The 22,846-nt window shown below is 40.8% G+C and carries 14 protein-coding genes and 2 pseudogenes; 11 read left to right on the top strand and 5 right to left on the bottom strand.

Annotation, left to right across the window (positions count from 1 at the left end):
- Positions 1-454: 454 nt before the first annotated feature.
- From malT to sstT, 6 genes and pseudogenes are all read left to right on the top strand, one after another.
- Positions 455-3,181: an HTH-type transcriptional regulator MalT gene (gene malT, locus BS333_RS14575; protein WP_021708369.1), complete on the top strand. Its 2,727-nt coding sequence runs from the start codon at positions 455-457 to the stop codon at positions 3,179-3,181.
- A gap of 492 nt (positions 3,182-3,673) precedes the next feature.
- Positions 3,674-4,585 carry a polyprenyl-phosphate transporter gene (locus BS333_RS14570; RefSeq protein WP_033003256.1) on the top strand — a complete coding sequence of 304 codons (912 nt, stop codon included), beginning with the start codon at positions 3,674-3,676 and terminating at the stop codon, positions 4,583-4,585.
- Between the two features lie 197 nt (positions 4,586-4,782).
- Positions 4,783-5,208 (top strand): hypothetical protein, encoded by a 426-nt coding sequence (locus tag BS333_RS14565; RefSeq protein ID WP_021708367.1) that lies wholly within the window; start codon positions 4,783-4,785, stop codon positions 5,206-5,208.
- 9 nt (positions 5,209-5,217) lie between these two features.
- The gene (locus BS333_RS14560; protein ID WP_021708366.1) at positions 5,218-5,835 is read left to right on the top strand and encodes an SCO family protein; all 618 of its coding nucleotides are present in this window, start codon (positions 5,218-5,220) and stop codon (positions 5,833-5,835) included.
- Positions 5,825-6,289 carry a copper chaperone PCu(A)C gene (locus tag BS333_RS14555; RefSeq protein WP_021708365.1) on the top strand — a complete coding sequence of 155 codons (465 nt, stop codon included), beginning with the start codon at positions 5,825-5,827 and terminating at the stop codon, positions 6,287-6,289. The genes BS333_RS14560 and BS333_RS14555 overlap by 11 nt, the downstream gene beginning before the upstream one ends.
- Positions 6,290-6,717: 428 nt before the next feature.
- Positions 6,718-7,926, top strand: a pseudogene (sstT, locus tag BS333_RS14550) (serine/threonine transporter SstT); the annotation flags it as partial.
- Between the two features lie 261 nt (positions 7,927-8,187).
- Here the strand turns inward: sstT and BS333_RS14545 are convergent.
- Together BS333_RS14545 and BS333_RS14540 are read right to left on the bottom strand one after the other, a co-directional pair.
- Positions 8,188-9,372 carry a tetratricopeptide repeat protein gene (locus tag BS333_RS14545; protein ID WP_021708363.1) on the bottom strand — a complete coding sequence of 395 codons (1,185 nt, stop codon included), beginning with the start codon at positions 9,370-9,372 and terminating at the stop codon, positions 8,188-8,190.
- Positions 9,373-9,591: 219 nt separating this feature from the next.
- Positions 9,592-10,686, bottom strand: a pseudogene (locus tag BS333_RS14540) (HNH endonuclease signature motif containing protein); the annotation flags it as partial.
- Positions 10,687-11,087: 401 nt separating this feature from the next.
- Between BS333_RS14540 and glgX the strand changes: the two are divergent.
- The gene (glgX, locus tag BS333_RS14535) at positions 11,088-13,043 is read left to right on the top strand and encodes a glycogen debranching protein GlgX (protein ID WP_021708361.1); all 1,956 of its coding nucleotides are present in this window, start codon (positions 11,088-11,090) and stop codon (positions 13,041-13,043) included.
- A gap of 154 nt (positions 13,044-13,197) precedes the next feature.
- Here the strand turns inward: glgX and BS333_RS14530 are convergent, their stop codons facing one another.
- A complete protein-coding gene (locus BS333_RS14530; protein ID WP_021708360.1) occupies positions 13,198-14,970 on the bottom strand; it encodes a hypothetical protein in 1,773 nt (590 codons plus the stop codon).
- A gap of 596 nt (positions 14,971-15,566) precedes the next feature.
- On the opposite strand from BS333_RS14530, the gene BS333_RS14525 reads away from it, so the two are divergent.
- Complete coding sequence (locus tag BS333_RS14525) at positions 15,567-15,953, top strand: DUF2541 family protein (RefSeq protein WP_021708359.1); 387 nt, start codon at positions 15,567-15,569, stop codon at positions 15,951-15,953.
- 104 nt (positions 15,954-16,057) lie between these two features.
- Here the strand turns inward: BS333_RS14525 and BS333_RS14520 are convergent, their stop codons facing one another.
- Positions 16,058-17,455, bottom strand: coding sequence for a leukocidin family pore-forming toxin (locus BS333_RS14520; protein ID WP_021708358.1), 1,398 nt, complete (start codon positions 17,453-17,455; stop codon positions 16,058-16,060).
- Entirely contained in the window at positions 17,448-17,825 is a 378-nt protein-coding gene (locus BS333_RS14515; protein ID WP_021708357.1) for a hypothetical protein, read from the bottom strand. Before BS333_RS14515 ends, BS333_RS14520 begins: the two co-directional genes overlap by 8 nt.
- A 545-nt stretch (positions 17,826-18,370) precedes the next feature.
- Here BS333_RS14515 and BS333_RS14510 point away from each other — a divergent pair.
- The 3 genes from BS333_RS14510 to BS333_RS14500 all read left to right on the top strand — a co-directional run bounded on the left by BS333_RS14510 (position 18,371) and on the right by BS333_RS14500 (position 22,836).
- Positions 18,371-18,868 carry a DUF2850 domain-containing protein gene (locus BS333_RS14510; protein WP_021708356.1) on the top strand — a complete coding sequence of 166 codons (498 nt, stop codon included), beginning with the start codon at positions 18,371-18,373 and terminating at the stop codon, positions 18,866-18,868.
- Between the two features lie 382 nt (positions 18,869-19,250).
- On the top strand, positions 19,251-21,791 hold the full coding sequence (locus BS333_RS14505; protein ID WP_021708355.1) for a glycosyl hydrolase family 18 protein: 2,541 nt from the start codon (positions 19,251-19,253) through the stop codon (positions 21,789-21,791).
- A 271-nt stretch (positions 21,792-22,062) separates the two neighbouring features.
- Entirely contained in the window at positions 22,063-22,836 is a 774-nt protein-coding gene (locus BS333_RS14500) for an SDR family NAD(P)-dependent oxidoreductase (RefSeq protein WP_021708354.1), read from the top strand.
- Positions 22,837-22,846 lie beyond the last annotated feature (10 nt).

Raw genomic sequence — 22,846 nt, 5'->3', positions numbered from 1 at the left:
TTCATATGCATACCAAATATCGTGCATCGGTAATACCAAACACACATCATCCCTGACCATGTTCATTGGGGGGATGAGATCACCAACCTAAGGGGGCGTAGAAAAAATGAATCGAGTTATCTACCCAAGTGACCTTAAAGACTTGAGTAAAGATAGTCGACGATCTAAGGGGCAAAGTGCCTTATTTAGTGCAACATAGAATGTAATTCACATCTACCTCGGACAAAAAAGAGAGCTTGATCGCATATTTAGGGCGTAGTTAATCAAAGTCATATAAGTGGGCAAAAATTAGGAAGTGGATCAATTCAGGCATAATGTTGATAACGTAACATGGCGATACCTAAGTGACTCCAAGCGACTGGGGATAACACTAAACTTTTACTTTCACGCAATTTTCACTTTCACTCAATAAAGTGACAACATTGACGTTGCTCAGATAAGGACATCATGACGAATGTGGATACCATCAAAGCTTATTCGTCCAAGCCATTCACAACATTCGATTACACGCCCACGTCTATTAAAGCTTCTCAGACAAGCATCGAATAATAAATTAGTGCTCTTCCGTTCGCCCGCAGGGTATGGCAAAACCACCATCGTCACTCAATGGTTAGCGGATAAGGCTCATGTTGGTTGGTTCAGTATCGATATAAACGATAATGATGAGTTTTACTTTATGAGCTATTTCGTCCAAGCCCTCAATAAAGCGACAAAAGGTCATTTTGAAAAAGTAAAAAAGCTCACTGAAAAGCGTCAATACCACTCACCAAATGCACTAGTTAGCGAAATCGTTGCTGTGATAACACGATTTAAGCAACCTTGTTACCTTGTCTTGGATGATTACCACTTAATCAAAAACCTTCAGATTCATGAATCGATGCGCTTCTTTATAAAGCATATACCGGACAACCTCACGCTCGTTGTGACAAGCAGAGCAGCCTTACCTCTAGGGACAGCTAACCTCCGTGTGCATGGCTTATTACTGGAAATTGACAGTTCTAAATTAGCATTCAATCAGGAAGAAACGTTGCGTTTTTTTAATCAACGCAACAATAAAGTGAACAAAATACAAGCCAGAGATATTTGTCATTATGTCGAAGGTTGGCCTTCTGCTCTCCAGCTCATCGCTCTGCAAACACCAATGCAAAGCCCTCTTTTCACCCAAGATGTTATCACGAACTATCCATTTGACCCTTGCCATGTATGGGATTACTTAATGGAAGAAGTGTTTGAACTTTTAGACTCGGACATACAACACTTTTTAATGCAAGTTTCCGTTCTAGAACACTTCAACGAAAAGTTAGTGCTTACTTTAACGCAACGAGCCGATAGTTTGAGCATGCTTGAATCACTCAACCGCTATGGGTTGTTTATATACCCTCTAGAAGGAGAGCAAAACTGGTATCGCTTTCATAATTTATTTGCAGAGTTTTTGTCTCACCAACGTTTAACTCGTCTCCCTCAATTAGAGAAGACACTGCACCATCAGGCCGCACTGGCATGGGTGGAACAAGAAAATCCATACCGGGCACTTGCTCATGCTCAACAAACAAAGGACTCTGACTTAATCATTGAGATACTCGAAGGCTATGGCTGGAAAATGTTTCATCAAGGCGCACTCACTGAGCTAGAAAGTACTATAGATCAACTTGATCGCGATCTTCTCTATCATCATCCGAAACTGTCCATTCTACAAGCATGGTTAGCGCAAAGTCAGCACCGCTTTGATCAAGTTTCTGAACTACTTTCTCATGCAGAAGTTGAGCACCTAAAACGAAACATTACTCTAGGGACTAACTACCAAGGTCAATCGAACGCATTACTTGCTCAAGTTGCCATCAATAGCAATGACCCTCAAAGAGCACTTATATTAGCCGAACAAGCGTTAAGTCAATTAGACTCCACGGTATATCTCAGCCGAATCGTTGCAATTTCAGTCATTGGAGAGGTTAACCATGTACTAGGACGACTGGATCAAGCCCTGTCCATAATGCAACAAACTGAAAAATTGGCTCGCCAGCATCAAGTGTACCACCAAGTTCTTTGGGCAATTCTTCAGCAAAGCGAAATCATGGTCGCTAGAGGTGACTTTCAAACTGCCTATGAGCTTCAAAACACGGCATTCCGTCTGATAGAAGAACAACAGCTACAACACATCCCCCTGCATGAATTTCTTCTCCGCTTGAGAGCTCAACTTTACTGCTCTTGGAATCAGTTGGACGAAGCAGATGTTTGTATCCAAAAAGGCCTTAGTATCATAGGTGAAAACCAAAGTAACCACTTACATTGCTATTCTATGTTAGCCAGAACTTCTCTCTTAAGAGGAGACCTTGATCGCGCAAGCAACGTTGTTGAACATATACAACAGCTGATGCAACACTCTCTTTATCACGCAGACTGGGTTGCTAATGCTTCTCTATCTTTATTACTTTATTGGCAAAAGAAAAAAGACACCAAAGCGATTCAAAGTTGGCTTGAGCAGGCGATAAAGCCCAAAGAGGCAACAAACCACTTCCAGCAACTACAATGGCGCAATGTTGCTCGAGCCTACATCAGTTTACATCACTGGGAAAAAGCTCATCAGGTCATTGATTTTCTGCAAGAAGAAGCAAAGCGTCATCAGTTGCTAACCGATTTCAGACGAAACTCAGTTATAGAAGCCGTCCTGGCTTTACAACAAAATAATGAACAGCAAGCCATATCAATACTACACAAAATCATAGATGTCGATCCTAACAACATCATCATCGGCGAACTTCTCTATGATAAACATGTAATTGGTCACTTATTTTCGCCACTTATCGAAGCTAAAAAGTTAAAGAGAAAAGTAGGCCAGCTTACAGAGAGCCCATCAACCCACAATAGACATAAAACTGAAAGCGATATCTCTTTTAGTCAGGCATTGATTAAACAATTGCTCCAACATCCAGATATACCAAGCTGCATAAAAACCAGCCCTCTGACTCAGAGAGAATGGCAAGTTTTAGGGCTTATATATTCTGGTGTAAAAAATGAACAAATTGCACAGAAGCTAGATATCGCAGGAACCACCGTTAAAACGCATATACGTAACCTATATCAAAAGCTAAGTATCACAGAAAGAAAACAAGCGATTCAAATAGCAAAACAATTACTACGGCTAACGCAATCTTCTTCATCCGATAACACTCATACTCAGTGATACCAATGCAACAAGTTTTTTTGATGAATAAATCAAGATCAGTGCAAAATGCAAACAAGATAAGAAGTTGGTTGCACTTACGTTGAGATAAAAAAATAGCCAACCGCAAGAAACGCGATTGGCTTATATATAATGTGAACAATATTCATTCACTAACAACGTCAGTTGGCTAGGTGACCCTCGGCTTAGTAAGGGTCGAAAAACATTATGCATTAATCATGCCATGTTGTGAATACATTTTTTAGTGATTCGCATCACACTAATTCATTATCAACTGAAAGAGCATTGCAAAATGCAAAAGCAAAATGCAAAGAAACAAAGCAAAATGCAAAAAAAAGTACAGAAGTGGCAAAAGTGTTACTAATTCAACTAAAGGCAAACGATCAACTGGGCTAGCGGTACATAATACTGAAGCTTGCTTTACTCTTTCATACTTTTTTCTGCGTAATATTTGTATACTCATACCACCTATACCATTTAATTATTTGAGCAATGAATTATCTAATCACCTTTTTTAAAGGAATGGCGATGGGAGCTGCAGACGTGGTTCCCGGCGTTTCTGGCGGTACCATTGCTTTCATTACAGGTATTTACGATACCTTACTTGAAAGCATTCGACGTATTAACCCAGCACTTTTTTCTCTTTGGAAAAAAAATGGAACAAAAGCAGCCTTTCAACATATTAACGGTTTTTTCCTTCTTTCACTGTTTGCTGGTATTTTCACCAGCATTGCAACTTTAGCGAAGTTGATTACTTGGCTGTTAGAAACGCATCCGATTCCTATCTGGTCGTTTTTCTTTGGTTTAATTTTGGTGTCTGTCTACCATATTATTCGTCAAGTTGAGCAACGTGACTTAACCCGTTTCCTTACCTTGTGTATTGGCGTCGTATTTGCCTACAGCATTACCGTCTTAAAGCCACTTCATATGGAACCTTCAACCATCAATATCGTTTTTGCAGGTGCTATTGCTATTTGTGCGATGATCCTGCCAGGCATTTCCGGTAGTTTCATTTTGTTACTTATAGGGATGTATACCCCTATTTTGGCAGCGGTTAAAGGTTTGCAAATAGACGTATTACTCCTCTTCTTGAGCGGCTGCATCATTGGGCTTCTATCTTTCTCACACCTACTCTCATGGTTACTCAAAAAGTTACGTGATTTTACTTTGATGTTCCTAACTGGGCTTATGATAGGTACCTTACCTAAAATTTGGCCTTGGAAAGAAACGATCACGTGGCGAACTAACTCCCACGGAGAACAAGTCCCACTATTGCAGCATAACCTTACCCCAGCGGAGTTTGAGCAAATCACGACTCAGCCAGCACAATTAGGATTAGCGATTATTATGATGCTTGCTGCTATTGGCCTTGTACTTAGCCTAGAAAGGTTTGCCAACAAGTAACCTCTGCTTATACCCAAGTAACGTCATGATACTTGGGTATAAGGCTAGAAATTGTTAAATTCGAACACTAATTGACCTTTAACTATTAGTATTCTCCATTTTTAGTGACAAATGAGTCAATTTATTAACAATATCTCTGATTCAATGTTTTTATATGTTACGATATAAAAATGTAAATATTGTAAGACGCTATCTCGATGAAAGTGTTACAACTTGCTGTCGTTGTCTTGATGCTTATCGCTGGGTACTTTGCTCCAAGTGCTTGGGAGAGTTTAACCTCTAAAACAGATGTCACCCCCCTAAACGCTTACTGCATGCTATCTACAACACCGTGTGTACAGCAAAATATTGTCATGATAAGCCATGCTGACTTCGCGACGCCTTTTAAGCCATTCAAAATTGAAGTTGAGTGGCCGAATACCACACAATCGCAACTTGTTCTTACATTAAGAGGCTATGACATGGAAATGGGAAAACCTCAGTTTACATTACACCGAACCCCTCAAAATACATTTGTAGGGGAAATTGTGCTGCCTATCTGCACACAAGACTCGATGATATGGATCGGTGAACTTTCTGACGGAAGTACGACCCTCCATCCTGCTATAACAATGAAAAAATAAGGAATTGGAATGAACCGTAAATGGGCCCTACTGCTTGTGGTGACTTTTGTTTTAGGTTTTGCCATCCAAGCATATATAACGGATAAGCCAGCCACCGAAGTGCAGCCAAAACAATCGATTTCAGAACCTAGTAGTGTATTAATGGGTGAAAACAATCAAGCCGTTGATATTTTTGATACTGATGATACTAGAATTCGTATTGTTTACTTCGGATTTACTCGCTGTCCAGATGTTTGCCCGACTTCCTTAGCCATGCTAGCTGGTGCACTGAACCAAATTAGTGAAGAACAACAAAAGTCCTTCCGACCAATTTTCATTTCACTGGATCCAGAACGCGATAATGCAGAAACGTCAGCACAATATGCCCATTACTTTCACCCGATGATTGAAGGCCTCTCTGCCCCCTTAGATATCACGACGCCTCTGGCGCATAAGTATGGTGTACTTTTTCGCAAAACGACTCTCGAAAACTCTGAATTAAAGTATACCCTTGACCATAGCTCATACTTCTACTTTCTAAAGCCAGACGGTACGCTTATAACAAAAGTACCGCATACCCTGACGCCAGCGCCAATCGTTGACGCCATTTCAAAATTGACTGCTAAAGGAAAACCTAATGAAAGCTAAAAACGTCGTCAAAGCCATCGCATTAAATGTTCTACTATTGAGTTCATTTGCTCATGCAAAAGCGGACATAACAGTACAAGACCCTTATGCTCGTGCAATGGCTCCTGGCGCTGCGACCAGTGCAGTTTTCGTCACATTTGCGAATGAAGGTAAAGAGAATATTGATATCGTAGCTGCTGAAACACCTGCGGCTGGCAAAGTAGAATTGCACGATGTCATCAAAGACGGAGATATGATGAAAATGCGTCAAGTCGATCATATCACTCTAGCTGCTGGAAGCAGCACAACGCTCAAGCCAGGCAGTTTACACATTATGCTTTTTGACTTAGTAAAACCACTTACAGAAGGTGAAACGATCGACGTTAACCTGACTTACAGCAACGGTGAAAAGCAAACTTTCAAAGCACCAGTGAAAAAAGTCATGGCTGGTATGAAGAAACATATGAATCATTAATATCACCATTAAAGTATCGATGCTCAAGCCTTCTGAAAGGCTTGAGCAGATAGCCTCATAGCTTATACTGAAGAGCAACCTTTTCGCGCTTAATTAACTCTCCTCCCTAGTTTAGTCCCCTTACATTAAGCCTTAAGTATTAACCATTAAGAGCAAGCATCTTGAATTTACTTGGGTATAAATTACTTTTTCTGAAGAAAACCCTTTTCTAACAATGATTTATTTAACATTTTATTAAAATAACTAACAACTAAAACTAGACACAAAATATAAGCCAGTTAATATATATGTTATTCAGCAAAATTATGGCTGATTTTATAAAAAATAATTAAACATATCTTCTTCATATGAGTGACTAGCTCCTCTCACTCGGGGCTGATAACTCATAACGATGAAGAAAACTTATCATTTGATTGCAGGAATGAAGTATGCAAAACAACAGCCTTGTTGCGCGGTTTTTCCGTGGCAACCTTGTTTATCAAATCCTTATAGGTATTTTACTGGGAGCGATACTTGCAGTAGCCGCACCAGAAAGTGCTAAAGGCATCGGTATCCTTGGAAGTCTCTTTGTTGGAGCCTTAAAGGCCATCGCACCAGTTTTAGTCTTTATTTTGGTTGCAGCCTCTATCGCTAACCAAAAGAAAAACCAGCATACTTACATGCGACCAATCGTTGTTCTTTATTTAGCTGGTACCTTTTTTGCTGCTCTGACCGCTGTTGCTCTTAGCTTCCTTTTCCCTACCACTCTAGAGTTTCATCAAGCAGCGTCTGGCGTAACACCACCTCAAGGCATTACTGAAGTACTAAAAACCTTACTGTTTAAGTTGGTCGATAACCCGGTGAATGCTTTAGTTGAAGCAAACTACATCGGCATTCTGGCTTGGGGGGTAGGCTTAGGTCTTGCTCTGCATCATGCTTCAGATACCACTAAAGCCGTTTTTGAAGATCTTAGCCAAAGTGTTTCTCATATTGTACGCTTCATCATCCGACTCGCACCATTTGGTATTTTTGGCTTAGTAGCTTCAACCTTTGCAACAACAGGATTTAGTGCTCTAATAGATTATTTGCATCTATTAGGTGTTTTGGTCGGCTCAATGCTTGTCATTGCCTTGATTGTCAATCCTGCAATTGTATATTTCAAAACAGGGCAAGACCCTTATCCATTGATCTTCCGATGCTTACGTGAGAGTGGAGTCACTGCATTTTTCACACGTTCAAGTGCTGCCAACATTCCTGTGAATATGGCCCTATGTGAAAAGTTAGGCTTGGATGAAGACACGTACTCTGTTTCTATTCCACTGGGTGCCACAATTAACATGGGTGGTGCCGCAATTACGATCACGACTCTAACGCTCGCAGCTGTTCATACTCTAGGCATTGAAGTTGATATTATGACGGCTTTACTCCTGAGTCTTGTTGCTGCTGTCTCTGCTTGTGGCGCTTCGGGTGTGGCAGGTGGTTCATTATTGCTTATCCCAATGGCATGTAGCTTATTTGGTATTTCAAATGATATCGCAATGGAAATTGTTGCTGTTGGCTTTATTATCGGTGTCATTCAAGATTCTGCTGAAACTGCACTGAATAGTTCTACTGACGTAGTATTTACTGCTGCTGTTTGTCTGTCAGAACAACGAAAGAAAGCAAAAGAGCAAACGGTATCTGAAGCACAAGCCCTTGCTAAAGCGAAAATCGTAAAAGGTGAGGCCCAAACAATGGCTGAAAACGAGATACAGAAGCAGCCTAATGCACAAGAGAAAGAGCAGGATTAATCCAACCACTGCTCAATACAAAAGGGAAGCGACCATCGCTTCCCTTTTTTATTCTAGCTGACCCGTCCTAAATAAGGTTGACACTTACTAATCAGGAAATTGGAACGTGCCAATACACTTCATTTTAAATTAAAACTGAGGGGGCTTAGTCTGCTGGGGTTGCAGGAAAGTGTGGGTAAAATCCAGAGCATCCTTTGACAAGGGCTTTTCTTCAAGCTTACTGCTGTTTTGTTGATCATTGATAGAAGTTAAATTCTCTTCAAAACTCTCAGGTGCGTTTGATTGAAACTCTTGCACACCGACCACTTCGCTAGGAGTAAAAGGAACTCGTTTGTAAATCTTATCTAAAGCTCTAATGATTGTATGAGGTTTTAACGCTCCAGATGACAGCTTGTGCAAAATTGGCTTAGCAATAGATTGAAGACCAACGACAACATCAATCCCGATTTGACTCGCAACATCATCACGTAAGGGTCTTGCCTTATCGAAACCGAGGCTCGTGGATAAAAACAGCCATATGTATGCGATAAACTTACCAGTGTCTTCTTGCTCAAGCCACGCTTCACCAGCAAGATACATTGCTTCAACGTGACCATCTTCCGCTGCTCTTTCTAGCCAATAACGACCATTCAACAAACTGTGTTGAGCACCAATACCCTGCAAATAACACCGGGCAAGGTTAATTTTTCCTTCCGTACTGCCTTGCTCTACTGCTTTCACAAACCAAGATAGTGCATCATTTGGTTTAGGATGCGCATTCTGTGGTGAGCTTTGCCACTCTCCCATATAAATTATCGCAGGAAGGTAGCCTTCCGTAGCAGCCCCTTCTATCCATTCAATACCTTTTGCGATGTTTTTTTCTACTCCAGAGCCAGTAACAAGCGCTGTTCCTGCAGAAAGTTTAGCCTCAAGGTCTCCCTCAATTCCTTTAATCGCAAGACGCCAGAAGTTAATCTGCTGCTTTAAAACAATATCATCACGCATTCGTTCACTCAGGCGGATCACTCCGTACATGCCTGTAACATTATCTAAGTGGGCCGCTTTTTTGTACCAATACAGAGCTTTACTTAAGTTACCTTTTTCCGCTTCTTTCGCTAGGTAAAGTATGGTTGGCACGTGGCCAGTTTCTGCTTTGAACTCACGATCTTGCTGCTCTTGCTGTCTTGCTTTCTGTATCGCCTGCCGATAGGCGGCTTCACGTTGCTTTTTTTCGGTTTCTAAGCGCTTTTTACGCATAGATAAAGAGACCATCCAGATGAAGATTAAAATCAGTAATAAACTCGTTGCAATGATCCCAAGGCCCAAACTACTCATACGCTATCTCAATGAATTTAAAAACCATACTCTCCCTCCCCTCCATAAGGCAGTTAGTAACGTATCTACTCGCCATCTCTATCAACTTAAGAGTCGAAGAAAGAGTATGTTAAATCACAAGCCAGTGATTTTTAACCTCTCGCTTGTATTTATAACGGCCGATTGAGTCAAATCTGAAGTGTAAATTGATTTGATTAAGATATTACACCCATATATTAGTTATTTACTCCAAATTTGTTCAACAAACTCTGGATGGTCGACATATGGGTTACGGTTACCTTGAAATAGATATACAGCCTGATTACGCTCTCTTTCTTTGAGACTCACTGGGTCATTTTTATGCCAACGTATCAAAGTTACTAGCATCCAAGGTTCGAAAACTCGATCTTTACTCCCATCGAGTACAGCATCGGAAGTCATGGAGTTTTTTTCCCAACGATGAATCACATCTTGATATCTCGTTGCCATATAAAAATAAGCTCGAGCAAAATCCCCTTTAAATTCATCGATTGGTTCAAATACCTTGCCATTATAGTTTGAAGCTCTGCTAGAAAAACCTAATTTAGAACCATTTTTTGATACAAAAACACTCTCACTCACTTCACCAAATGGCCAATTACTTCGCTTGCCATTCACATAACCATCTGACGCAAAGATGTGGTGGGCATCTGAATTCATCGGTTCGATTTTCCCCCCAAACCAACTTTTTGGAAATGCGTGTTCGCGATTATAACAGTCCCCCTCCTTTCGATACTGACCACATTGGTCCACTCTTGATTGATAAATAACCGAGTCTCTCTCCAGTGGAGACTCTGTATACATATCAAGCACAGAGTGATCTTTTTCGTAATAACGATCCTTGTCCGCGTTATTGATTAACGCCCATATCGCCGAATAACCGCGGCTTTGATGATGCCTAATGATCTGGAATAGCTCTGTTTTTAATTCATAACCTGTTTTATCGTTCGTCGATTGGTAGTATTGGTCTAGTGTCGAAGGTGAAGCCTTTCCCTCCAATGCAAAATGCGTTGTCTGATTTGCCTTAAACTTACGACCTGATGCTAATCGAGCTGATTCAGACAATAAGAAATACGAGCCATAGCCACTGTCACAACACATCCCATCACCATAACTGTCCGTAATGGTGAACTGATACTCTCCATCATCTAAGCACATTTTGGTTTGATAAAACTCAGATCCAGTGTAGTCATACCCTGAGTATAAAACTTCAGAGTGGTCATTTTTTAGGATCCAACTGGTTTCACCGCCATACTTATCTGTCATGATATTGAGTACCACTTGATTAGATTCGCAGTCTGAAAATTGGTTTTCAAGTTCGTTTCCGAAAGCCAAGAAGGCACAAAAAGAAACTAAGAAATAGAGAAGTGAGTGTAAAAGTTTCATTACTGATTCCAAATGATGATGAACAAGAGCCACATCCTGAGACTCAAAGGAATGATAATACAACATTTCAGAAACAAATTTGTTACACAACGATTTTTCTGTTCTTCTTTTCTTTACACGGAATTCTAATGAGTAAAAGTCCGTTCAAGTGTCTTTAAAGCAACATGGTTAAGACTTTGAAGCGAATTCTTTGGAGCAATACGTCAAATCGTAGTCATGTTTTTGACTCACAGGTGTTGACCTAACTGAAACAAAGCTTTTTACTTATGGTTAATCTTAAACCTGTAATAGATTTTGACTAAGAACCTCTGATGACTTCCTCTCATTCTCGCCCTTACCCTCTGGGTGCAACCTTAACTGAAAACGGTTGTAACTTTGCCGTACATGCCCCAAATTGTAACGAGATCCATCTAGCTTTATTCAATGATAATGGTGACTTCGTTTTACATGATCTGGCCAATGATTCTGCAGGGATTCGTCATACCTTTATCCCTGCAATAAAAGCTGGCCAGAAATACAATTTCATTATCAGAGAGCAAGAGCAGACCTTAATGCTATCTGATCCTTATGCAAAATCTATTGATGAAGAGCTTACTTACGAACCGCCTTTTGATGCTAGCAAAAGCTTCAATTTAGCAAAGTGTGTCGTAGTCGATGATCACTTTGATTGGCAAAACACAACTCATCCTCGTATTCCTAGAGAAGAAATGGTTTTGTTTGAAGCTCATGTAAAAGGCGTGACTCAACAGCATCCATTGATTAATGCCAATCGAAGAGGACGCTACCTCGGGCTTGCCTCTCCAGAGATGCTGAGTTTCTACAAACAACAAAATATTAATACTCTCCAACTTCTGCCCATCGCTGCTTGCATGCATGAACCACACTTGCTCGCAATGAATAAAGTGAACTATTGGGGCTATAATCCCTATCTATTCATGGCTCCTGATCCAAGATATGCCCAATATGATGCCGTTGATGAATTAAAAACCACAATCAGAGAACTTCACAAACATGGTATTGAAGTCATCTTAGATGTGGTCTACAACCATACAGCGGAGGGGGGTAATGGACCGACGACTTTCAATTTGAAAGCACTTGATCCCCATTATTACCTAAAACATGGCGAGCATTTTGCTAATTTTACAGGCTGTGGAAATACGGTCGATCTCTCCTATCAGCCCGCGTTAAATTTAGTAATGGATACCTTGCGCTATTGGGTAACGGAATTTAAGGTTGATGGATTTAGATTTGACCTTGCCGCAACCCTTGGCCGCCAAGGTGAAGAATTCAATCAAAAAGCGGCTTTTTTTGCCGCAGTCGCTCAAGACCCTGTGTTAAAAGAAACGAAACTCATTGCAGAACCGTGGGATATCGGCCCAGATGGTTACCAAGTGGGTAACTTTCCTTTTGGTTGGAATGAATGTAACGATAAACTGCGAGATATCACTCGAAGCTTTTGGCGAGGCGATCAAGGTTACCTTAAAGAATTCGCCACAAGGCTAATGGGCTCAAGAGATATTTACAGTGCGGCTAACTGGCCTCATAAGTTGACCGTAAACTACATTACTTATCATGATGGCTTCACACTGCAAGACTTGGTTTCTTATCAGCACAAACATAATGATGCTAACGGTGAAAATAATCGAGACGGACATGGTGATAATCGTTCCTGTAACTATGGCATCGAAGGGCCAACAACCGATATCAGCATCACCTCAACCCGTGAAAAGCAAAAAAGGAATCTAATTGCCAGCTTATTGTTTGCCTTTGGCATTCCACATGTTCTTTTGGCCGATGTGTTATCTCACAGCCAAGGTGGCAACAATAACGCTTACTGCCAAGATAATAAAACCAGTTGGCTGGATTGGGGCATTTCAAAGGACAAACAAGCATTCAGACTTTGGTTAGCTGAGATGGTTGCGCAACGTCAGCGCTACATGGTGCCTTTTATACGCGCATTTAGTGGCAAAAATAGAAATAAAAACCGAATTTTTTGGCGCTGTCTAGATGGTACCTTGATGCGCCACGAAGATTGGAACCGCGTTAATTCTGTGTCTCTACATTTAGGCGCCGGCAAAGATGGGCAGGAAATGGTTTATTTGATCAATCAAAGTAAAACTCCTGTCAACTTTTCACTTCCTATTGATCGCAAACAAAAGTGGCAAATTCTGTGTGATACAGCACAGAGCAGCATTGGTTTAACCTATGTTGAAGAGGAAGTACGGGTTGCACCAGCCTCAATGATCATCCTTTACTATCAAGAATAGAGATATTAGAGACTAGAATCTCAACCACTATATCTACGATATCATTGCCGTGCTTGAGAACTCAGGCAGTCTTGTTGAGCGGTCACTTGGGTATGATATAAAAAGATAAAGCGACCTTTTTGTCGCTTTATCATTATGCTCTTACATTTCTACTTTACTGTTGCTGAGCAACTTTTACTGGTGGCTGAATAGAACCCTGATAAGAGAAATCAAATTGAAGCCCTTTCGCATTTACATCAAACGAAAAGTCTGCAACTAACTGACTCTGCAAACTCATAAGAATGTCTTCAGGAACAGGCTCACCCGTGATTTTTGCAGCGGATTCCATCACTTCTAGCATACGAGTCGTATCTAAAGAAAACTTCATCAAGCCATTCGCAGTAAGAGGCTGCTTCATCACTTCTTCACTGACTTTCTCTGCATTCTCTCCATGATACAACGCAAGGTGTTCGTTGTTTAGGCGAAGATAAATATCCATTGGCTTACCAGTATAAGCCTGCAACATCTCACCAATATTTACTGGCTTATTGTCTGGCTTAATAGTGACTTGTGGTAAATTCGGCGCCAATCCCTGTAACATATTTAATAACTTGCTTGGGTTATCCGCTGCCACTGAAATGATGGCATCAAGTTGACCTAATTCAAGGCCGTTCGGTCCACTGGTATCAACATCAATCCCAAACATTTCAATACCGACACCTTTTAAACCTTGAACCATACCAGAACCCATGCTCACCGCGAGAGATGGGTTCTGCTGATTAAGCCCCTGCTGAGCTTTAGCTAAAAAGCTACACTGGTAGCTTGGCATCGTCAAATCACTCCAGATCTCACCGACAGCAGAAGCGAGAGCAACAGCATCTATACCTAACGACACACCAAACATGCTGTTATTGGTGTGAGAATTGCTCACAACGCCACGAATCGATTGGAGTGCACCAAGAATCGCTTGGTTATTTGATTCAAACGTAACGCCTCCTTTCATACTTGCTTCGCCTTTTTCAACTTCATATTGTGAGTAAGCGACCATTTGTGGCCAGTTAGCAGCGATCTGAGAAAGTTCGTTATGGCATTCTGGAGCGCGAGCTTTTTCCAATTTAGAGGCAATGTCCAATGTCATCATTTGACGAGCCATTCTGTTACCATCTGAAGATGTTAAACCCTCAACAATCTGACGAAAGTCCACAAACATAAATGCGTTGTTCTGCTCGCCATATTGATCTTGTAACTCTGTTAAGCGCTCAGTATCTAAGATACTCATTTTGGGCTTGGTCAATCCAAAAGCTGTTTTGAGTGGGTTTTCCGCACCAAGACTTGGAATATCCAGCGTGACGGTCAACACATTATCAACCACACCAACAGCTAAATTAATTTCTTTGGTCTCATTTACATCAACAGCATCAGCTGGGTCAGTTGCATCAGAGGTTGATTCTATTAGCGTGTAACGACGATATTCCACCGATTCGAGTTTGACCATTTCATGCTTAACATTAGAAAGCGCTTCTTGCTTATCTACTGTTTGCCAAAAAGCAGCAGGGTTTTCGAGTGGTAGTTTGTACACAGGGACCATACCTACTGTATACAAGACGGGGTTAACCAGATCGCCGGTACCTAAAAATGATTTCAGTGATTCTGGAGACGTTGATGCAGACATATAAGCATCGATAAAGTTAATGAGAAACTCTTGCCCAGGCGTCAACTGCTGACCCACAAATAGATCAGCCATTGGTTGCTGACGGGTATACCCAAAAGCATTTGCATAGTCATAGTGGTCAATTGGTTGAGTTAAATATGAAAGAGCTAAGGTATCTGCTGGCACTTGCGAGAGTAGCAAGTCTGTTTCAGCACTCTTTGGATCTTGATTTTGGTACCAGTAACCTACTCCCGCAGCTGCTGCACCAATAGAAATAGCTAATAATAATTTTTTCACGACCAACTCCGTTGTTATGTTTGGGTATATGATAAGTTTTGGTAGTAAGCACTACTAAAATTTAGATTAAATTCATATAATTACATATTATAATATTCTAATCCCTCAAGTAATATCAAGATACTTATAACCCAGTGTAAAGATTATAAGGAAAAATGCGAATTTCATGAGAGGATCAGTGACATCACCATACTCCATATCCAAGTGACTTAAAAATGCTTGATTCAGAGCGAGGTCACTGAGTCGGATTCAAGGAAGACAACGAAGCGGAATAGTATTCTATTCCTTATTTTTGTAAGAAGAACGGTTATCTGATGCAAGAAGTCGGCTCAGTGACACGCTCCCAAAGGGCGAGCGACCTAATTCTCAGACTTTGTTAACGATTTTCAATGTAGAACGACTATATATTCGTATCGTTACCGCGCCTGAGAGCTAAGGTCATCTCGCTGAACATAGCATCTTGAGGTTACTTGGGTATATATTGATCTAAATCACTATCAAAGTCTTCATTCTGTAAAAAAATACGCCCACCAGATATGCTCATTAACACGCATATCATTTTGCACCTTTGTCCTTTATTGAGGTTATACACCCGAATGAAATTAATCACGACTTTATTAGCAACAGCGCTTGCTGCCACTACAATGATTGCACCTGCACATGCTGACGATAAGTTTACCCTTGGACGCACTATTCTGCTTGAGCACGGTAACCTAGCAGCCAAGATCCCTATGATTGTGTGTCGCAATACTAACGCTATAAAGATCAAAGCTGAGAAAAATCTAGAGTTGAGAAAAGCGGTAGTGAAATTTCAAAATGGTGAAGAACAAACTATCCATTTTCATCGTGATCTTAAGAAAGACCACACCACGGATTGGCGCTATTTTGGCTACCGCCGCTGTGTAAAAAACATTGATGTTTATGGCAATTCTAAAGGTTCAAAAGCCGGAGTCCGTGTTTACGGCAAAGAAAAGAACGACTAATTTATTGATTTATAATCGTTAATATACCCAAGTCACCTCAAGTTACAGTCTTCAACTTGAGATGACTTGGGTCAATATTACAAGACGACAATTCTAAAATTAACTTAGTCAATCTTGGCTAAAGCAGGCATAAATCGCGTTAAAGCCTTTTCACCATTAACAGGTACCACATTCAATCGACCCGAAGAAGCATTAAGACCATACTGCTCACCACTACCATCAATAAAGCGGCTCAATAATTGCTCTCCTTCCCAATACCATTTCTGATTCATGGCAAAAGAGCATTGCTCAATGGCAAGGGATTTATCATCCTGAACGCTAAGGCATAGATCATGCCCTGAGCGGCTTTTATAACGTTGATAATTATCCAGACCCCATGTTTGATCCCAGTTACCATTACACTGCGATAAGAGCACTTCCTCATTCTTTACCGTAAGGCATTTGTCATTACTTTCTAGTGTTTGTAAGTAAACATGTGCTTCTGGTTCAAATAGAGGATGCCCCCAATCAATGACCACATTAGCCTTAATTAAATAATGATGAGTATTGACTAGTTCTGCAGAGGCTTTTTGGCTAAACCCATCATAGCTGACATTGCCATAAATAATTTGTGGTGCGACGAAAACCGTAATTTCAAAGTGCGTTGTACCAATTTCATCCGCAGGTGCTTCGTAAATTAACTCCATTTTTGGATGAAAGTTTGCATAGGCAACAGGGTTAATCTTTTTTAGGTCATGGACAAAACTGCTGCCCCACAATACATCTTTCCATGAACAATCATAAAGCCCCCGACCACCGAGCGTTGAGTTACAAAGATTAACATCATAAACGTATTTTACTTCAAACTTTGCATGATTGGTTAAATTAACAATCTTATAGTCACTAGTGTTATATACGATTGTCTTTTTATTGGTATAAGTGTAAGAACCACTTACTTCAGGAGAAAACTTAGGTCCGAACTCACCTATATCTGCTTTAATACTGCCATTAATGCCAATAGTAAAGCCCGTCGTATCTCGATGTTGGTAATTTTTATTTTCGTTTAATGGAAACTGTTTATAAATGGACGGAGTATAACCTGCGATAGGCTCTACAGAGATGCCATATTCTCTTGCAAAACCACCAATAAAGTCATCACGTTCCGTCCAACTCGTAAAACGAGTATGCTCTTGAACAACTCTATCACTCACGTGTATGCCTGCTCCGGAGTTATCACCAACAATAAAACTGACATATTTTTTATTTTCTGTTGATTCACCATTAGCATTATTAAAAACAGAGCGCATTTGTGCAATCTCAAATCGAACATCGACTGACGCATTGGCATTACAGAGATCAACTTTTCCATAATCAGCTTTAAAGCTTTTATCAAAAACACACTCCAAACCATGCTTAGTAACATAAACCCCTTTTTTAAATATGGGTATATAGGGTTCAGCAATAGCTTGACTAGAAAAAATAACATAAGAAATAAATGCTATTGAAAACAATTTTTTACTCATTTTCTTCACCTGCTTTAGAAATCTTTGAAACCACATAAGCAATGCTTTTTCGTATCACATTTTTCTTATCTTCCATAGATACCGAAATGTTATAAAAGCTACTATCTGTATTTTTTTTATTAAAAGCAATAAGTGGGGCATCTAAGCCAAATTTAATTAACTGCTGAGACATAATCACTCTCTTTTCATTAAGCTCTATATCTGACATGTCCAGTAGTAAGCTATGACCATTTTCAATCTCTTTGTATACTGAGATTACATCAATAAATGAAATGTTATGTAGATTAACATAAAGTATATCTTCATCTTTCATTCTTCCCATATAAATAGAATTAGATTCTTCGAAAGTAGGCCATGCATATTCTATCAATGAGCTAAACTCCCCAATCGTATATACATGCGCATTGGACACTCCTGATGATAGAAAAGAAATTAACAATAGGACATTTAACTTTATGCGATTCTTCACGTTAACACTCAAATAAATAAAATTATTAAATTGTAGTTTTAATATTACCCAAGCAAATAAAAATTGTAAACAATCATTAATTACCAGCCATTAACTCTAATAAATAATTTAAAAGCCATTCGTTTATTCCAGTTGTATCTAAATAATTATAGTTTTGAAATAATGGCAGTGAATAAAGCTTTACCATAGTAATACCTGCTTACATACTAAAGCCATTTTGAATCAATACTCAACGAGCTCAATGGCTAGTTATTGACTATGCTTTTATCAACAACGTTGACTGTGATAGAAAAACACGGCAAAGATCATAAATTACAGATGGTAAAAGAAAGATTCGTTGCCTTTTAGGCAGAAGCTTTTAAACATACATCCAAGTAACCTCAGATACACTGAATCAAACATAGGGAGGTTACTTGGGTATAACAACAAAAGTCAGTAGGTCGCCCATGACAAGAGCTACGCACAAAGCAGAATCGAAACCTTACTTGCATTCTCTTTCAAGTAACAAACAGCCGTATTATTGGAAAATGCTCGGTGTTGTCATCTTCTGTCTTGTCATCGCTGCAATTCTTAAGGTGGGGATAGGCGCATATTCCAACTTTATTGCTCCAAACAATGTTTATGGCCAATGGGTAGAAATAGATGCCCCTCCTTCCCAAACAGAAAGACTCACTCTCAGCCCAGAGGGCGTGTTTCGTAATGATCGGCTCATTGCTACACAGTTTGACTTTGACGGTACATTCATCACCATTAACCACAGTATAGGGGAGTCAATCTATAAGCTATCTGGGTCTTATGTTTCTCCTCAACTTCATCGAATTACCCCCCCTCTCCCTCGACAGCGTTTTACTCTAAAAAGTGAGCAAGATGCTAAGGTAGATTCCGCCTCAAGCTCACAAGTTCAACGTCGAGCTGCCCTCAGCGAACACTTCAGTGCTCAGTAGGAGTGACAACGATCAGGCTCTAGTCACTGCACAGTGATTGAGAGAATTAACGATGTCTACACTCAAGACACACACTATCAACAACTAAAACCCAAAACTACCACACCCAATTAACAAAAAAGCAAACCATGACTGGATTCAACGCCAATTATTTATAGATACTTGGCTCAATACGTCATTTTTATGCAATTCCATGTCGAATTTATGCGGTTTTTGGATAAAGCTGTCTAATCTTGATTTATTTTTTTTTGAAAAAAAAAAAGTTTCTGAAATGCTCAAAGTGATGCTTTCGTCATTTATGTAAACAAAACGTAAATGACGCAGTAAAAGCAGCTTATGTCCCTTAACTAACGGACATGGACCCAGAGTTGAGAGAGAAGTTATGATTAGATTTAATCTATGTGCAGTAGGGATTACTCTAGCACTTACAGGAGCTGCCAATGCAGCACCAACCGCACCAAGCATTGATATGTATGGCTCCAATAACCTTCAATTTTCAAAGATTGAGTTAGCTATGGAGACCACATCTGGCTATAACGACATGGTTACCTACCATGAAAAAGCGAAAATTAATATCAAGTTTAATCAATGGAGCGGTAAAACTGGCGACACTTATAATGTCTATTTTGATGGGGCAAAAGTCGCAACAGGAGCAATTAAAGGAAGTCAAACCACCGCTTCATTTGAATATCAGCAAGGCGGACTTTACCAGTTAGAAATCGAGGCCTGTGATCAATCCGGCTGTTCGAAAAGCGCTCCTGTCGAAATCACTATCGCTGATACAGATGGTTCTCACTTGAAACCGCTGGCTATGAACATTGATCCAAACAATAAAACTTACAACACCGATCCAAGTATTGTAATGGGGACTTATTTTGTTGAATGGGGCATCTATGGTAGAGATTACACCGTCGATAATCTGCCTGTTGATAACTTAACCCATATTATTTACGGTTTTATCCCTGTTTGCGGTCCTAACGAGTCACTTAAAGAAGTTGGCGGTAACAGTTTTAATGCCCTGCAAACCGCATGTCGTGGTGTCAATGATTATGAAGTTGTCATTCATGACCCATGGGCTGCCTATCAAAAGAGCTTCAAACAAGCGGGTCATGAATACAGCACACCTATTAAAGGCAACTACGCCATGCTGATGGCGTTAAAACAACGTAATCCTGATTTAAAAATCCTACCATCGATTGGGGGCTGGACACTCTCTGATCCCTTCTACGATTTCGTTGACAAGCCTAAGCGTGACATTTTCGTCGCCTCGGTAAAAAAATTCCTAAAAACTTGGAAGTTTTATGATGGCGTCGATATTGACTGGGAATTCCCTGGTGGTGGAGGTGCCGCTGCAGACAAAGGTGATCCAATCAACGATGGCCCCGCTTATATCGCCTTGATGCGTGAATTGCGAGCTATGCTCGATGAGCTGGAATTAGAAACAGGCAGAACCTATGAGCTGACTTCCGCTATCGGAGTTGGCTACGACAAAATTGAAGATGTAGACTATGCTGACGCCGTTCAGTATATGGATTATATTTTCGCCATGACTTACGATTTTTATGGCGGTTGGAACAATGTCCCTGGGCATCAAACCGCTCTATATTGTGGTACGTTCATGCGCCCTGGCCAATGTGATGGCAGCGGTACAGACGAAAACGGCGAGAAATATAAAGGCCCAGCCTACACTTCTGATAACGGCATACAGTTACTTCTCGCTCAAGGCGTTCCCGCCAATAAACTCGTACTCGGCGCAGCCATGTATGGTAGAGGTTGGGAAGGTGTAACACCAGACACATTAACAACGCCAGATGATCCAATGACAGGCATTGCTACAGGAAAACTGAAAGGCAGCGAAGCACAGGGCGTCTGGGAAGATGGGGTGATCGATTATAAAGGCATAAAGTCCTACATGCTTGGTGAGAATAACACCGGAATCAACGGTTATGAATACGGTTATGACGCACAAGCCGAAGCACCTTGGGTTTGGAACCGTTCAACGGGTCAGCTTATTACCTTTGACGATCATCGCTCAATTCTTGCTAAAGGCAACTACGCGAAAACATTAGGCCTTGCAGGGTTATTCTCTTGGGAAATTGACGCCGATAATGGTGATATTCTCAATGCGATGCATGAAAGCATGGCAGGTGGTGTCGTAATCCCTCCTAACCGTAATCCTGTGGCCAATGCTGGAGCAGATCAAACGGTTGTCGGACCGGCTCGTGTCACCTTAGATGGTAGTAGCTCAAAGGATAGCGATGGGACCATCGAAAGCTATTTGTGGGAACAAGTTTCAGGTAATAGCATGCCGTTACTTGATGCTAATAGCGCAACATCTAGTTTTGAAGCGACCAAAGTAACCGTTGAAGAATCATTGACCTTCAAACTTACAGTGACAGATAACGAAGGTGCGCAAGCTTCTGACCTTGTCACTGTGATTGTGACACCAGAAGGCACTACCGAGCCACCTAACAACGCACCAATTGCTCAGGTTTCTGCACCAGCAACCGTCAACGCTGGTGATGTCGTTATCCTCGATGCTTCAGCTTCGAGTGATGCTGACAGTGACTCACTCACTTTTACTTGGTCAGTTCCGTCCAACATTGTTGCTGAAGTTAATGGTGCCATCGTGACCTTCACTGCTGATGAATACACACAAGATACTGTTCTTGAGTTCACCGTCAGTGTCAGTGATGGTCAAGCAACGTCTTCTGCGAGTGCAGCCGTAACCGTAAACAAGCACACTAGTGGAGGCGATACTTGCCAAAACGCATGGGATCCGAACACCATTTATAATGGAGGCGATACGGTAACCCATGCTGGAAAAACATGGGAAGCCAAGTGGTGGACTCAAGGAGACGATCCGGCAAAATCAGGTGAATGGGGCGTTTGGAAAGAGACTGGCCCGGTAAACTGCGTTTAACTCATTATCTATTTAAACCTTTCTAAAAGGGCAGCACTCGCTGCCCTTTTCTTTGATAAAAATAAAACCAAAAAATAAAAACAATTAAACAATTGATTTAATTATAAAATATAAATTAATAACCAAAACTACCTACCAGTAGATAAAAAAGTTGTTGACGTCATCCATCAAGGATCATAAAGTAACAACCACAGACAGGGAGTGAGAACGCAAACACTCCTTTTTTAGAAAATTAATAACTATCTACTAGAAGGTAGAGTAAGGATTCAATATGTTTAATACTTCTTCAATTGCACTTATCGTTGGCGGCTCTTCTGGTATGGGTAAAGCTACCGCTGAACGCCTTCTTAACGGCGGTGTACCAGTAATGATTTTGTCTCATGACGCACAAAACCTGGCTGAAGCGAAACAAGACCTTGAAGCAAAAACTAACGGCCAAGTTGAGACTGCTCAAGTTGACCTTTACGACCCAGCTGCAGTGCAAAGCTTTATTGAACAATTGAATGCAGAACAACGTCACATTGGTTACTTGGTTAACGCGGCTGGCTTCTTCAAGCCTGTTGATTTCCTTGAGCATTCAGAGCGTGACTACGACCTACAACTTGATATGAACCGTGCTTTCTTCTTTATCACTCAAGCAGTAGCGAAGAACATGAAACAACACGGTGGCGGTGCTATCGTCAACATCGGCTCTATGTGGGCACACCAAGCGATTAAAGCAACGCCTTCATCTGCTTACTCAATGCAAAAAGCAGGTTTGCATGCTCTAACTAAAAACCTAGCGATTGAACTGGGCGAGCACGGCGTACGAGTGAATGCAGTTGCTCCTGCTGTTGTGATGTCAACGATTTACAAATCTTTCATCGCAGAAGAAGAAATTGAATCAACACTGAAAGGCTTCAATGAATTCCACCCAATTGGCCGCATTGGTTCAACAGAAGATGTTGCAGACGCGATTGAGTACTTACTGTCTGACAAAGCGTCTTGGACAACAGGTACGGTACTGAATGTTGACGGCGGTGTAATGGCAGGTCGTAACCAGTAATCACAACGTG

The sequence above is a fragment of the Vibrio azureus genome (genome assembly GCF_002849855.1).
GTDB lineage: Bacteria > Pseudomonadota > Gammaproteobacteria > Enterobacterales > Vibrionaceae > Vibrio > Vibrio azureus.
Note: the sequence above shows the minus strand (reverse complement) of the source record. Positions and strands in the feature narration are given on the sequence as shown.

Bases quoted from the DNA above. Each gene is read 5' to 3' on its own strand.
- BS333_RS14525 (WP_021708359.1), top strand. From the start codon at position 15,567: ATGAAATTAATCACGACTTTATTAGCAACAGCGCTTGCTGCCACTACA.
- BS333_RS14500 (WP_021708354.1), top strand. From the start codon at position 22,063: ATGTTTAATACTTCTTCAATTGCACTTATCGTTGGCGGCTCTTCTGGT.
- malT (WP_021708369.1), top strand. From the start codon at position 455: ATGTGGATACCATCAAAGCTTATTCGTCCAAGCCATTCACAACATTCG.
- BS333_RS14505 (WP_021708355.1), top strand. From the start codon at position 19,251: ATGATTAGATTTAATCTATGTGCAGTAGGGATTACTCTAGCACTTACA.
- BS333_RS14510 (WP_021708356.1), top strand. From the start codon at position 18,371: ATGACAAGAGCTACGCACAAAGCAGAATCGAAACCTTACTTGCATTCT.
- glgX (WP_021708361.1), top strand. From the start codon at position 11,088: ATGACTTCCTCTCATTCTCGCCCTTACCCTCTGGGTGCAACCTTAACT.
- BS333_RS14560 (WP_021708366.1), top strand. From the start codon at position 5,218: ATGAACCGTAAATGGGCCCTACTGCTTGTGGTGACTTTTGTTTTAGGT.
- BS333_RS14565 (WP_021708367.1), top strand. From the start codon at position 4,783: ATGAAAGTGTTACAACTTGCTGTCGTTGTCTTGATGCTTATCGCTGGG.
- BS333_RS14520 (WP_021708358.1), bottom strand. From the start codon at position 17,455: ATGAGTAAAAAATTGTTTTCAATAGCATTTATTTCTTATGTTATTTTT.
- BS333_RS14570 (WP_033003256.1), top strand. From the start codon at position 3,674: ATGAATTATCTAATCACCTTTTTTAAAGGAATGGCGATGGGAGCTGCA.
- BS333_RS14545 (WP_021708363.1), bottom strand. From the start codon at position 9,372: ATGAGTAGTTTGGGCCTTGGGATCATTGCAACGAGTTTATTACTGATT.
- BS333_RS14555 (WP_021708365.1), top strand. From the start codon at position 5,825: ATGAAAGCTAAAAACGTCGTCAAAGCCATCGCATTAAATGTTCTACTA.